This is a genomic window from Pseudomonas sp. B21-028, assembly GCF_024749045.1.
Taxonomy (GTDB): domain Bacteria; phylum Pseudomonadota; class Gammaproteobacteria; order Pseudomonadales; family Pseudomonadaceae; genus Aquipseudomonas.
On the sequence record NZ_CP087184.1, the window covers coordinates 5262653 to 5276444 of the forward strand.

The window sequence follows — 13792 nt, forward strand, 5'->3', positions numbered from 1 at the left end:
GACTGGCTCCTCGTTCCAGCTGAGGCATCCAATCATGACTAGGAAAAGCACTTTTATACGGGCGGCGACTGTTGCGGCAGTGGGATTGGCGGGCATCTGGCAACCAGGGCCCGATGCTTGGGCGGCGGCCCAGGGCTCTCAAGACCTGAAGGAAGAGCCCTGGTATCAAGACTGGCTCAGGGTCACCGCGAATCCAGACGTGGATATTCGCAAAACCACGCCATCGCTGCGCTGGCGTACCGACATGGACACGCTCTACCGGGGAGATACAACGGGTCAGGGCCTCAGCGCTTTCCAGGACGGTCTGCTGCCCAAAGCCGTGGGCATCCCCGAGAGCGAATGGATATACAACTGGTACAACCATGCGGGTGGCTCCGCAGGAACAGTGTTCAGCAGCACCACGCGCAGTCAGTTCATCGCCCAACACTACGCCAGCGAGTGGGTGTACGAGTTCAAGGCGCCCCATGGAATCGATCAGGAGCAATCAGGAGGCCCCTTCCCCCGCGAGGTGGAAATCAGCTTCCCGGGTGGGGTCAAGGGGTACTTCATCAGCAAGGCCTGCAAGGCAACGAACCTGGCCAATTGCGTGGCGAACCCGGACTACCGTGAACCCACCGGCCACGAGACGATGCAGCAGGTTGCTGCGATTACCATCGACTGGAATCAGCTGGAGCCTCCAGAAGGACTGGCCTGGGTAACGACCAAGGAACCCCTCTGGGCCGTCGGCTCCGCAACCATCAACCCCGTGCAGGGCGCGGATGCGCTTAGCCAGGGGTTACAGGCCTGGAACGCTCTGCCGCCAAATTTGAGACTGGCCACCCAGCCGGAGTCCCCCTTGGCTCAATCGGTCGTCGTGGCGTTTCGCGACTATGGCGAAGCCAAGCTCTGGGCCACCGAGCAAGCCTCGAACGGCGGCTGGGTCTATGAAGTCAGGTCCAACACCGTGGCGGTGGATTTATCCGGCCGTACCACCGGCGCACGTGAGGGCGCTTACGCGTTCATCGGTGGCATCAAGGGCGGGTTGTTGATGAATGCGCGGCGGTTCGAGAAAGGTATGAGCGAACCGGTCGAGTGCATCGGTATCGAGAAAGAGGTTTGTCGCCTGGAGCGTCGGCATCAGTAGCGGCACTGGGCATGGCTGTGGGTTTGGTGCCAGGGTTTGCGTTGTCTGGTCGGACGCCTTCGCGAGCAGGCTCGCTCCCACAGGGTACGGCGCAGGTTACGATTTATGGGAACACCCGAATCCCTTGTGAGAGCGAGCCTGCTCGCGAAGGGGCCGTCACTGACTGCAACAAACCGCCCACCCAATAAAAAACCCGCTGAATCAATCAGCGGGTTTCTCATTTCAACGGGCAGAAGATCAGAAATCCTCCAACCGCCAGACCTCATACGCCGGTGTCTCGTAGGGATGGCTCTGTTTCAAGGCCTCCACGACCGGACGGATCAACTCATCGGCCACCACAAGCTCAACCTTCCATTCCTCGACCTGCTCGACCTGCCCCGCTTCGCCAATGAACGGCTGGCTGCCGTCCAAGGGGCGAAACTGGCCCAGGCCCAGCACTTGCCAGGCGCAGTGGTCATAGTCGCCGATCCGTCCGCCACCGGCAGCGAATACGGCAGCTTTGACGGCGTCGACATGGCTGGCCGGGACGAAGAAGCAGAGCTTGTACACCGCTTCAGTTCACCTTTTTCAATTAACCCATACGCGGGCGTTGCGGAACATGCGCATCCATGGCGCGTCTTCGTTCCAGTCGTCCGAACGCCACGAGTTCTGCACCGCGCGGAATACGCGCTCAGGGTGCGGCATCATGATCGTCACCCGGCCGTCGCGGCTGGTCAGGCCGGTGATCCCGCGCGGCGAGCCGTTCGGGTTGGCCGGATAGCTTTCGGTGACCTTGCCGTGGTTGTCGACGAACCGCAGCGACACGCAACCGGACAGGTCGGCTTCGAGCAGCGCTTCTTCGCTTTCGAATTCCGCATGACCTTCACCGTGGGCGATGGCGATCGGCATGCGCGAACCGGCCATACCCTGCAGGAAGATCGAGTTCGACTCCTGCACCTGAACCATCGCCACGCGGGCTTCGAACTGTTCGGAACGGTTACGCACGAAGTGCGGCCAGAACTCGCTGCCCGGGATCAGCTCGTGCAGGTTGGACATCATCTGGCAACCGTTGCACACACCCAGGGTGAAGCTGTCGGTGCGCTCGAAGAAACCCTGGAACGCATCGCGGGCACGGCTGTTGAACAGCGCCGACTTGGCCCAGCCTTCACCGGCACCCAGCACGTCACCGTAGGAGAAGCCGCCACAGGCAACCATGCCCTTGAAGTCGTTCAGGTCAACACGGCCGGCGAGGATATCGCTCATGTGCACGTCGATCGCGTTGAAACCGGCGCGGTCGAACGCCGCCGCCATTTCCACCTGGCCGTTGACGCCCTGCTCACGCAGTACCGCTACTTGTGGGCGAATGCCTTTCTTGATGTAAGGCGCGGCCACGTCCAGGTTGACGTCGTAGCTGAGCTTGGCGCTCAGGCCCGGATTGTCTTCTTCCAGCAGGACGTCGAATTCCTGATCGGCGCAATCGGCGTTGTCCCGCAGGCGCTGGATCTGGTAGCTGGTTTCAGCCCATTGGCGTTGCAACAGGCGACGCTGGCCTTCGAAGACGGTATCGCCATTGAAGGTGATGTTGACGTGGGCGTTGTTGATCGGCTGGCCGATCACCGAGACGCAATCGGCCAGGCCCGCCGCGCTGAACTGGGCGAGGATGTCCGGGGTGGCGTCCTGGCGAACCTGGATCACCGCACCCAGTTCTTCGTTGAACAGGATGGCCGGGATCTCGGCGGCGGATTCCGCGACGCTGTCGAGGGTCAGGCTCAGGCCGCAGTGACCGGCGAAGGCCATTTCCATCACGGTGGTCAGCAGGCCGCCATCGGAACGGTCGTGGTAGGCCAGCAGGTGGCCGTCGGCATTGAGGCCCTGGATGACGGCGAAGAACGCCTTCAGGTCCTCGGCATCGTCGACGTCCGGTGCCTGCTTGCCGAGCTTGCCATGCACCTGGGCCAGGATCGAGGCGCCCATGCGGTTCTGGCCACGGCCCAGGTCGATCAGGATCAGGTCGGTGGTGCCCTTGTCCATGCGCAGTTGCGGGGTCAGGGTCTGGCGGATGTCGGTGACCGGGGCGAAACCGGTCACGATCAGCGACAGCGGCGAGGTCACGCTCTTGTCCACGCCGTCTTCGTTCCAGCGCGTGGCCATGGACATGGAGTCCTTGCCCACCGGAATGGTGATGCCCAGCTCCGGGCACAACTCCATGCCGACAGCCTTGACGGTGTCGTACAGACGGGCGTCTTCGCCCGGGTGACCGGCGGCGGACATCCAGTTGGCCGACAGCTTGATATCGGAAATCTTGCCGATGCGCGAGGCCGCGAGGTTGGTCAGCGCCTCGCCGATGGCCATGCGGCCCGACGCCGGGGCGTCCAGCAGGGCCAGCGGCGTGCGTTCGCCCATGGCCATGGCTTCACCGGTGTAGACGTCGAAACTGGTGGCGGTCACGGCGACGTCAGCCACCGGCACCTGCCATGGGCCGACCATCTGGTCACGGGCCACGAGGCCGGTGATGGTGCGGTCACCGATGGTGATCAGGAAGCTCTTGCTCGCCACGGCCGGGTGGTGCAGGACGCGCTCGATGGAATCGGCGATGTCGAGGGTGGAGGGATCGAAATCGTCGCCCAGCTCGGCTTCGCGAACGGCCGAACGGTGCATGCGCGGGGCCTTGCCCAGCAGCACTTCCAGCGGCATGTCCACCGGGCTGTTGCCGAAGTGGCTGTCGGTGACGGTCAGTTGCGGCTCGGCAGTGGCTTCGCCGACCACGGCGAACGGGCAGCGCTCGCGCTCGCAGATCGCCTGGAAGCGCTCGAAGTCGGCCGGGCCGACTGCCAGGACGTAACGTTCCTGGGACTCGTTGCTCCAGATTTCGTGCGGGGCCATGCCCGGCTCGTCGTTCGGAATGTTGCGCAGCTCGAAGCGGCCACCACGGCCACCGTCGTTGACCAGCTCCGGGAAGGCGTTGGACAGGCCGCCCGCGCCGACGTCGTGGATGAAGCTGATCGGGTTCTTGTCACCCAACTGCCAGCAACGGTCGATGACTTCCTGGCAACGGCGTTCCATTTCCGGGTTTTCCCGCTGGACCGACGCGAAATCCAGGTCCGCCGAGCTGGTGCCGGTGGCCATGGAGGAAGCCGCGCCGCCGCCCAGGCCGATCAGCATGGCCGGGCCGCCGAGGACGATCAGCTTGGAACCGACGACGATCTCGCCTTTCTGCACGTGTTCGGCGCGGATGTTGCCCATGCCGCCGGCGAGCATGATCGGCTTGTGGTAGCCGCGCACTTCTTCGCCACGGGGCGTGGTGATGGATTGTTCGAAGGTACGGAAGTAACCGGTCAGGGCCGGACGGCCGAATTCGTTGTTGAACGCAGCGCCACCCAGCGGGCCTTCGATCATGATGTCGAGGGCGTTGACGATGCGCTCAGGCTTGCCGTAAGGCTTTTCCCACGGTTGTTCGAAGCCCGGGATCTGCAGGTTCGACACGGTGAAACCGGTCAGGCCGGCCTTGGGCTTGGCGCCGCGACCGGTGGCACCTTCGTCGCGGATCTCGCCACCGGAACCGGTGGATGCGCCCGGGAACGGCGCAATCGCGGTCGGGTGGTTGTGGGTCTCGACCTTCATCAGAATGTGCACCGGCTCCTGGACCGCACCGTACTGGCGGGTCTCGGGATTCGGGAAGAAACGGCCGGCAACGCTGCCGACGATGACCGAAGCGTTGTCCTTATAAGCAGACAGAACGCCTTCGCTGTGCATCTGGTAGGTGTTCTTGATCATGCCGAACAGGCTTTTTTCCTGGCTCTGGCCGTCAATATCCCAACTGGCGTTGAAGATCTTGTGGCGGCAGTGCTCGGAGTTGGCCTGGGCAAACATCATCAGTTCGATGTCATGGGGGTTGCGCTTCAGGCCCTGGAAGGCGTTGACCAGGTAATCGATCTCGTCTTCGGCCAGGGCCAGGCCCAGCTCGGCGTTGGCTTTTTCCAGCGCGGTACGGCCACCACCCAGCACGTCGATAGCAGTCAGTGGCTTGGGCTCGGCGTGGCTGAACAGGCCGGCGGCCTGTTCCAGGTTGCCCAGCACGACCTGGGTCATGCGGTCATGCAGGCTGTCGGCGATCAGTCGGGCCTCGGCCTCGCTGAACTCACCGGCGACATAAAAGGCGATGCCGCGCTCCAGGCGCTGGATTTTCGCCAGGCCGCAGTTGCGGGCGATGTCGCTGGCCTTGCTCGACCATGGCGAAATGGTGCCGAAGCGCGGCAGTACCAGGAACAGGCGACCGGCCGGCTCCTGGACGGGAACGCTGGGACCGTATTTCAGAAGGCGCGCGAGCACCTGCTGTTCGTCGCCGGTCAAACCGCCGGTGACTTCGGCGAAGTGAGCGAATTCAGCATACAAGCCACTGACAGCCGGAACTTTCTGGCTCAGTTGCTCAAGGAGTTTGCTGTGGCGAAAGGCAGAAAGGGCAGGAGCGCCGCGCAGGATCAACATCTTCGGGACAGCCTCGGGAAGGGGGTGTGCTTTGAGGCCGTGCATTCTAGCCTAAACCGTCGGCAACGGCACCCGAAACGGCATCCGCGATGCGGGCCGAATGTCGGTCTCTGCGCCGAAACCCTTGTCCAACGTCTGTTCCAATGTTCATACCGAGATTTTTTTAATCGACACAAAACCCGCCGCACGCCGGCCGGCTTGTGTTGCAGACATGTTTTGCAACCGCTAGCAGACTGGCCTTTCGCTGTCGAGATATGGCGGCAAGGGCCGTTTGCGTATACTGCGCAGATGTTTTCCCCAACGGCTTTGCGTCCGCGGTACGCCAGATGGCTGATCGCAACCGGACTCTTCCTGGTGCTCAGTGGTTGTGTTGAGAAACCCAACACACTGGAGCGCGTAAAGGAGGATGGCGTGCTGCGGGTGGTTACCCGAAACAGCCCCGCCACCTACTTTGAGGATCGCAACGGTGAAACCGGCTTCGAATACGAGCTGGTGAAGCGTTTCGCCGACGATTTGGGCGTGGAACTGAAAATCGAAACCGCCGACAACCTCGACGACCTGTTCAGCCAGATCGGCAAGCCCAACGGCCCGGTACTGGCCGCCGCCGGCCTGGTCAGCAGCGAGGCGCGCAAGAAACAGGTGCGGTTCTCCCATTCCTACCTGGAGGTCACCCCCCAGGTCATCTACCGCAACGGCCAGTCACGCCCCACCGACGCGGCGGCCCTGGCGGGCAAGAAGATCATAGTCCTCAAGGGCAGCACCCACGCCGAGCAGCTGGCGCAACTGAAACAGCAGTATCCGGGCATCGAATACGAAGAATCCGACGCCGTGGAAGTCGTCGACCTGTTGCGCATGGTCGATGAGGGGCAGATCGACCTGACCCTGGTGGACTCCAACGAAGTGGCGATGAACCAGGTGTATTTCCCCAACGTCCGCGTGGCCTTCGACCTGGGCGATGCCCGCAGCCAGAGCTGGGCGGTGGCCCCCGGTGAAGACAACAGCCTGCTCAACGAAATCAACACCTACCTCGACAAAGTGCAGAAGAACGGCACCCTGCAACGTCTGAAAGACCGCTATTACGGACACGTCGATGTCCTCGGCTACATGGGTGCCACCACCTTCGCCCAGCATTTGCAGCAACGGTTGCCCAAGTACGAGCAGCACTTCAAGGCCTACGCCAAGCGGGAAAAAGTCGATTGGCGCCTGCTGGCCGCCATCGGTTACCAGGAGTCGCTATGGCAACCGGCGGTCACGTCCAAGACCGGTGTGCGCGGCCTGATGATGCTGACCCAGAACACCGCCCAGGCCATGGGTGTGTCCAACCGACTGGACCCGAAGCAAAGCATCATGGGCGGCGCCAAGTACCTGGCCTACATGAAGGATCAATTGGACGAGAGCATTCAGGAGCCGGACCGCACCTGGTTCGCCCTCGCCGCCTATAACGTCGGCAGCGGTCACCTGGACGACGCCCGCAAGCTGGCGGCCAAGGAAGGGCTGAACCCGAACAAGTGGCTGGACGTAAAGAAGATCCTGCCGCGCCTATCCCAGAAGCAGTGGTACAGCAAGACCCGCTACGGCTACGCTCGGGGCGGCGAGCCGGTGCATTTCGTGGCGAACATCCGCCGCTACTACGACATCCTGACCTGGGTCACGCAGCCGCAGCTCGAAGGCAACCAGGTGGCCGAAGGCAACCTGCATGTGCCGGGCGTCGACAAGAGCAAGCCGAACCAGGAAAGCCCGCAGCTCTGACGGTCCCACACCAGCCGAATGTGTGGGGCTTGTGCTGTGGGAGCAAAGCTTGCTCGCGATACAGGCGCCGCGCCTATCAGAAGGACCGCATCAACTTCATCGCGGGCAAGCCTTGCTCCCACAGGGGCCTGACAGTGATATCAGGGCCTGGCGGCCGCCAGGATCAGCGCCTTCATCTCCGCCACCGCCGACTTGAACCCGACAAACAACGCATGGGCCACCAGCGCATGGCCGATGTTCAGCTCGTTGATGCCCTTGATGGCCGCCACGGCTTCGACGTTGTGGTAGTGCAGGCCATGGCCGGCGTTGACGACCAGGCCCTGGGCCAGGCCGAACGCGACGCCGTCAGCCACTCGTTGCAGCTCATCGGCCACATCCGTAGGGGTCTCGGCGTCGGCGTAGCGGCCGGTGTGCAGTTCCACGGCCGGGGCACCGACCCGCTTGGAGGCTTCGATCTGCCGCTCGTCGGCATCGATGAACAACGACACCTCGGCGCCGGTTTTCGACAGTCGCTCCACCGCCGCCCTGATCCGCGCTTCCTGCCCGGCCACGTCCAGGCCGCCTTCGGTGGTCAGTTCCTGGCGCGTTTCCGGCACCAGGCAGATGTGCGCCGGACGAATGCGCTCGGCGAACGCCATCATTTCTTCGGTCACGCCCATCTCGAAATTCATGCGGGTCTGCAATACGTCCTTGAGCAGCAGCACATCGCGTTCCTGGATATGGCGACGGTCTTCGCGCAGGTGCACGGTGATGCCGTCGGCGCCCGCCTCCTCGGCGTCCAGTGCGGCCTTGACCGGATCCGGGTAGCGGGTACCGCGGGCCTGGCGCAGGGTGGCGACATGGTCGATGTTCACGCCGAGAAGAATGCGATTGCTGGTGCTCACGAAAAGCGCTCCTTGAATGGACAGAGATTCGGTCCACAGCATACGGGTTGATCAGGGCTTGCGAAACAACTCGCGACTGACCAGCGGCTTGCCACCCAGGTGAACCGCCAAGGCCTGGCGCATCAGGCGCTTGGCCGCGGACAAGGCGCCCGGCGCGCTCCAGTCGGCCTCGGCCATGGCCAGCAGCTCGACGCCGTTGAACAGACCGGGCTGCAGCAGGTAGACGCGCTCCAGGCCGGCATCCACCTGCAAGCGGTACAGGCCATCGGCGGCAATGGGTTCGCCGTGCAGGTCGACGTCGAGGGCGAACCCATAACCCAGGTCATCCAGCAACCGCCACTCGAAGGATCGCAGCAACGGCTCCAGCGGCCGGCCTTCGGCCAATGCCAGCAGCGTCGCGGCGTAGTGCTCGAAGACGGCGGGATGGGGATCTTCGGCAGGCAGCAGGCGGATCAGCAGCTCATTGAGGTAGAGGCCGCTGAACAAGGCTTCGCCGTTGAGCCAGGCCGCGACCCCGTTGCTTTCCATGCGCCCGACATTCTTCAGTTCGCCCCGTCCGCGGAATTCGACCTCCAGGGGCACGAACGGCCGCGCCAGCGTCCCGGCCTTGCCCCGCGCGCCCCGCAGCACCGCCCGCAAGCGTCCTTGGGGTGTGAGGAAATCCACCAGGGCACTGCTTTCGCGGTAGGCGCGCGAATGCAGGACGTAGGCGGCTTGGGCGATGGGATGGGTGGCGGACATGAAGGTCGCAGTTCTCAATAAGGAAACGCAGTATTACCAACAACCAGAAACTACTGTGGGAGCGAGCCTGGTGGGAGCAAGGCTTGCCCGCGATGAACACAACGCGGTCTTCTTGAAACCGAGTCGCTTGTATCGCGAGCAAGCTTTGCTCCCACCAAGCCCGCTCCCACAAGGTCCGTGGTGTACTGCCGGACGGATTACAAGTCGCCGTAACCCAGCGAACGCAACGCCCGCTCGTCATCCGACCAGCCACCCTTCACCTTGACCCACAGGTTGAGCATGATCTTGGAGTCGAACAACAGCTCCATGTCCTTGCGCGCCTCGGTGCCGATGCGCTTGATGCGTTCGCCCTTGTCGCCAATGATGATTTTCTTCTGGCCGTCACGTTCGACGAGGATCAACGCGTGGATATGCAGGGTCTTCCCCTGTTGCTTGAACTCTTCGATTTCCACGGTGATCTGGTATGGCAGCTCCGCGCCCAGCTGGCGCATGATTTTCTCGCGCACCAGCTCCGCGGCGAGGAAACGGCTGCTGCGGTCGGTGATCTGGTCTTCGGGGAAGAAGTGATCGTTTTCCGGCAGGTGTTCGGCAATCACTCGCTCCAGCGCGTCCAGGTTATGGCCGTGCTGGGCCGAGATCGGGATGATCTGGGCGTTGGGCAGCTGTTCCTGCAACCAGGTCAGGTGCGGCATCAGCTCAGCTTTGTCCTCGATGCGGTCGGTCTTGTTCAGCGCCACGATCAGCGGGCCGGTCACGTACTGGACGCGTTCGAGAACCATCTGGTCTTCCTCGGTCCACTTGGTACGGTCGACCACGAAGATGACCACGTCGACGTCTTTCAACGCCGCCGAAGCGGTCTTGTTCATGTAGCGGTTCAGGGCCTTTTCGCCACCCTTGTGCATGCCCGGGGTGTCGACGTAGATGGCCTGGACGTCGCCTTCGGTCTTGATACCCAGCATATTGTGGCGAGTGGTCTGGGGCTTGCGCGAGGTGATCGCCAGTTTCTGGCCCAGGATGTGGTTCAGCAATGTGGACTTGCCCACGTTCGGCCGGCCAACGATGGCGACATAGCCGCAACGGGTAACGGTTGTATCAGTCATTGCCATTCTCCACGCCCAGGGCGATCAATGCTGCGGCGGCCGCCACCTGTTCGGCGATACGACGGCTCACGCCCTGGCCACGGCTTTTTTCATTCAGTAGGACCACTTCGCATTCGACGAAGAAGGTACGGCAGTGCGGCTCGCCCTGGATGTCCACGACTTCGTAGCGCGGCAGCTCGCAACTGCGCGATTGCAGGAATTCCTGCAAACGGGTTTTCGGATCCTTGTTGGTGTCCACCAGCGTCAGGCTGTCGATTTCGGAAGTCAGCCAGGCCAGCACGCGCTCACGGGCCTTTTCCATGCCTGAATCCAGGTAGATCGCGCCAATCAATGCTTCCAGGGCGTCGGCCAGAATCGACTCGCGACGAAAACCGCCGCTTTTCAACTCGCCGGAACCCAGGCGCAGGTAGTCACCCAGGTCGAAACCACGGGCCAGCACGGCCAGGGTCTCACCTTTTACCAGCCGTGCGCGCAGACGCGACAACTGGCCTTCGCGAGCCAGCGGGAAGCGCTCGAACAGCGCCTCGCCGGCGACGAAATTGAGGATGGCATCACCGAGGAATTCCAGGCGCTCGTTATTGCGCCCGGCAAAACTGCGGTGAGTGAGGGCCAGGAGCATCAGCTCCGGGTCCTTGAAGGTGTAGCCGAGCTGGCGCTCGAGGCGGCTTAGAGAAACGCTCACGGTTTACCCACGCTGAGTTCGTGGCTGGATTCCACCGCCAGGTCGGCAACGCGCCGTTGGCTTGGGACAATTAACGCTGTGTTCAAAAATGACGTCCTGACTATCGTTGGCGCCTTGTACAGGCTCCAGAAATGCTTCGGCGCTGTGTTCAACAGCGCCGTGTGTGTTTACTTGATCAGGCCAACCCGCGAGAAGTTTGGCAGGTGTCCGAGCTTGGGTTCCGGCCAGCTCATCCAGACCGCGAAGGCCTTGCCGACGATATTGCGGTCGGGAACCATGCCCAGCATGTCCTTGGGAATGTTCGGATCATCCCAGTAACGGCTGTCGTTGGAGTTGTCGCGGTTGTCACCCATCATGAAATAGTGCTCGGCCGGCACGGTCCACGAATGGTCCGGCGTGGCGCGGTAGCGGCTCATTTCCTTACGGATCAGGTGCTCGACCTCGCCGAGTTTTTCCTGATAGAGCTCGGCGCTGCCCAGGGTGCCTGGCTCGGAGCCGAGCAACTGTTCGGCCACCAGTTCGCCATTCACGTACAAGCGCTTGTCAGCGGTGTAGCGGATCTTGTCGCCGGGCAGGCCGACCACGCGCTTGATGTAGTTGACGCTAGGGTCGCTGGGAAAGCGGAACACCATCACGTCGCCGCGTTGCGGATCACCCACTTCGATGACTTTCTTGTCGATCACCGGCAGGCGGATCCCGTAGGAGAACTTGTTCACCAGGATGAAATCGCCCACGTCCAGGGTCGGCTTCATCGAGCCCGACGGGATCTGGAACGGTTCCACCAGGAACGAACGCAGCACCAGCACGATGAACAGCACCGGAAAGAACGACTTGCCGTATTCGACCAGCAGCGGTTCCTTGTTGAGCTTCTCGACCACCACACCGTCAGGCTGGCTGACGCTACCCTGATAGGAGGCAATGGCCGCCCGGCGCCGAGGCGCCAGGAACAACAGATCAATCAACGCCAACAGACCGCAGACAAACACGGCGATAACCAGCAACAGCGGGAAATTTAGCGACATAGGACCTAACTATCCAACCTGAGCACCGCAAGGAAGGCTTCCTGTGGAATCTCCACATTACCGACCTGCTTCATGCGTTTTTTACCGGCCTTCTGCTTTTCCAACAGCTTGCGCTTACGGCTGACGTCGCCGCCGTAGCATTTGGCCAATACGTTCTTTCTGAGTGCCTTGACGGTTGTACGCGCCACAATCTGCCCACCAATGGCGGCCTGGATTGCCACGTCGAACATCTGCCGCGGAATCAGTTCCTTCATCTTCTCGGTCAATGCACGACCTTTGTAGTGCGCGTTGTCACGGTGCACGATCAATGCCAGGGCATCGACTTTCTCACCGTTGATCAGCACATCCAGCTTCACCAGATTAGCCGATTGGTAACGATCGAAATGATAATCCAGCGAAGCATAGCCGCGACTGGTGGATTTCAGGCGGTCGAAGAAGTCCAGCACCACTTCGTTCATCGGCAGGTCGTAGGTCACCTGGACCTGCGAGCCGAGGAACAGCATGTCGTGCTGCACGCCGCGCTTCTCGATGCACAGGGTAATGACGTTGCCCAGGTGCTCTTGAGGCACAAGGATGTTGGCCCGCACGATCGGTTCGCGCATGTCTTCGATGGCCGACAGGTCCGGCAGCTTGGACGGGTTGTCGACGTAGATGGTTTCACCGCTCTTGAGCAGCAGCTCGAAGATCACCGTCGGCGCCGTGGTGATCAGGTCCAGGTCGTACTCGCGCTCCAGGCGCTCCTGGATGATTTCCATGTGCAACATGCCCAGGAACCCGCAACGGAAGCCGAAGCCCAGGGCGTCGGAGCTTTCCGGGGTGTATTGCAACGACGAGTCGTTCAGGGTCAGCTTCTGCAGCGCTTCGCGGAAATCCTCGAAATCGTCGGAGCTGACCGGGAACAGGCCGGCGTAGACCTGGGGCTGGATACGTTTGAAACCCGGCAGCACATCGACGTCCGGGGTGGAGCTCAGGGTCAGGGTGTCGCCGACCGGAGCCCCGTGGATGTCCTTGATGCCGGCGATGATGAAGCCCACTTCACCGGCCTTGAGGTCGGCGGTGGCGGTGTGTTTCGGGTTGAATACACCGACGCTGTCCACCAGGTGGATCTTGCCGGTGGACTTGACCAGGATCTTGTCGCCCTTCTTCACGCGGCCGTGGCGCACGCGAACCAGGGAGACTACGCCCAGGTAGTTGTCGAACCAGGAGTCGATGATCAACGCTTGCAGCGGATCCTCGATATTGCCGGTCGGCGCGGGAATGGTGGTTACCAGGCGTTCGAGCACTTCGTCCACGCCCAGGCCGGTCTTGGCACTGCAAGTGACCGCGTCGGTGGCGTCGATACCGATGATCTTCTCGATCTCATCCTTGACCCGCTCCGGCTCGGCCTGGGGCAGGTCGATCTTGTTCAGGACCGGCATGACTTCCAGGCCCTGCTCGATGGCGGTGTAGCAGTTGGCAACCGATTGAGCCTCGACGCCCTGGCCGGCATCGACCACCAGCAACGCACCTTCACAGGCCGCCAGCGAACGGCTGACTTCGTAGGTGAAGTCGACGTGGCCGGGGGTGTCAATGAAGTTCAGTTGATAGGTGACGCCGTCTTTGGCCTTGTAGTAGAGGGTGACGCTGTGGGCCTTGATGGTAATCCCGCGTTCACGCTCGAGGTCCATGGAGTCCAGGACCTGGGCTTCCATCTCACGCTCGGTCAGGCCGCCGCACATCTGGATGAAGCGATCAGCCAGCGTCGACTTGCCATGGTCAATGTGGGCGATGATGGAGAAATTGCGGATATGACTCAAATCACTCACGGATCAACACTCAAAAAGGCTGCAGGCAGGGCCCGCCGAAAAATAGCCGGGAATTGTACCTGATACAGCGCGCAAGCGTCACGTTTGCCTGTCGGTGAGGTTTCGCCGAGGGGGCTTCTGTGGCAATGAGGCATTGTGGCGAGGGGATTTATCCCCGTTGGGCTGCGTAGCAGCCCTAAAACCAGGCAACCCGGTGTGTCAGGTAGATGAGGGCGACTGCCT

The 13792-nt window shown here is 62.1% G+C and carries 10 protein-coding genes; 2 read left to right on the forward strand and 8 right to left on the reverse strand.

The genetic code is table 11. The annotated features are described in order from the left end of the window. Positions 1–34: 34 nt before the first annotated feature. Entirely contained in the window at positions 35–1123 is a 1089-nt protein-coding gene (locus LOY35_RS22695) for a hypothetical protein (RefSeq protein WP_258627461.1), read from the forward strand. 237 nt (positions 1124–1360) lie between these two features. Here the strand turns inward: LOY35_RS22695 and LOY35_RS22700 are convergent, their stop codons facing one another. Both LOY35_RS22700 and purL read right to left on the reverse strand, forming a co-directional pair. Then, the gene (locus tag LOY35_RS22700; protein ID WP_258627463.1) at positions 1361–1672 is read right to left on the reverse strand and encodes a YqfO family protein; all 312 of its coding nucleotides are present in this window, start codon (positions 1670–1672) and stop codon (positions 1361–1363) included. A gap of 18 nt (positions 1673–1690) precedes the next feature. Further along, positions 1691–5587: a phosphoribosylformylglycinamidine synthase gene (purL, locus tag LOY35_RS22705; protein ID WP_258627465.1), complete on the reverse strand. Its 3897-nt coding sequence runs from the start codon at positions 5585–5587 to the stop codon at positions 1691–1693. Between the two features lie 288 nt (positions 5588–5875). On the opposite strand from purL, the gene mltF reads away from it, so the two are divergent. After that, entirely contained in the window at positions 5876–7336 is a 1461-nt protein-coding gene (gene mltF / locus LOY35_RS22710) for a membrane-bound lytic murein transglycosylase MltF (protein WP_258627467.1), read from the forward strand. Between the two features lie 140 nt (positions 7337–7476). On the opposite strand, the gene pdxJ is transcribed toward mltF, so the two are convergent. The 6 genes from pdxJ to lepA all read right to left on the reverse strand — a co-directional run bounded on the left by pdxJ (position 7477) and on the right by lepA (position 13570). Further along, positions 7477–8220: a pyridoxine 5'-phosphate synthase gene (gene pdxJ, locus LOY35_RS22715; RefSeq protein ID WP_258627469.1), complete on the reverse strand. Its 744-nt coding sequence runs from the start codon at positions 8218–8220 to the stop codon at positions 7477–7479. 51 nt (positions 8221–8271) lie between these two features. Beyond that, entirely contained in the window at positions 8272–8961 is a 690-nt protein-coding gene (gene recO / locus LOY35_RS22720; protein ID WP_258627471.1) for a DNA repair protein RecO, read from the reverse strand. Between the two features lie 197 nt (positions 8962–9158). Beyond that, positions 9159–10061, reverse strand: a complete 903-nt coding sequence (gene era, locus LOY35_RS22725; RefSeq protein ID WP_024777649.1) for a GTPase Era — start codon at positions 10059–10061, stop codon at positions 9159–9161. After that, positions 10054–10743, reverse strand: a complete 690-nt coding sequence (gene rnc / locus LOY35_RS22730; protein ID WP_041022961.1) for a ribonuclease III — start codon at positions 10741–10743, stop codon at positions 10054–10056. The genes era and rnc overlap by 8 nt, the downstream gene beginning before the upstream one ends. A 167-nt stretch (positions 10744–10910) precedes the next feature. Beyond that, the gene (gene lepB, locus LOY35_RS22735; protein ID WP_258627473.1) at positions 10911–11765 is read right to left on the reverse strand and encodes a signal peptidase I; all 855 of its coding nucleotides are present in this window, start codon (positions 11763–11765) and stop codon (positions 10911–10913) included. Between the two features lie 5 nt (positions 11766–11770). Further along, positions 11771–13570 carry a translation elongation factor 4 gene (lepA, locus tag LOY35_RS22740; protein WP_258627476.1) on the reverse strand — a complete coding sequence of 600 codons (1800 nt, stop codon included), beginning with the start codon at positions 13568–13570 and terminating at the stop codon, positions 11771–11773. Positions 13571–13792 lie beyond the last annotated feature (222 nt).

Bases quoted from the DNA above. Each gene is read 5' to 3' on its own strand.
- LOY35_RS22695 (WP_258627461.1), top strand. From the start codon at position 35: ATGACTAGGAAAAGCACTTTTATACGGGCGGCGACTGTTGCGGCAGTG.
- purL (WP_258627465.1), bottom strand. From the start codon at position 5,587: ATGTTGATCCTGCGCGGCGCTCCTGCCCTTTCTGCCTTTCGCCACAGC.
- mltF (WP_258627467.1), top strand. From the start codon at position 5,876: ATGTTTTCCCCAACGGCTTTGCGTCCGCGGTACGCCAGATGGCTGATC.
- recO (WP_258627471.1), bottom strand. From the start codon at position 8,961: ATGTCCGCCACCCATCCCATCGCCCAAGCCGCCTACGTCCTGCATTCG.
- era (WP_024777649.1), bottom strand. From the start codon at position 10,061: ATGACTGATACAACCGTTACCCGTTGCGGCTATGTCGCCATCGTTGGC.
- lepB (WP_258627473.1), bottom strand. From the start codon at position 11,765: ATGTCGCTAAATTTCCCGCTGTTGCTGGTTATCGCCGTGTTTGTCTGC.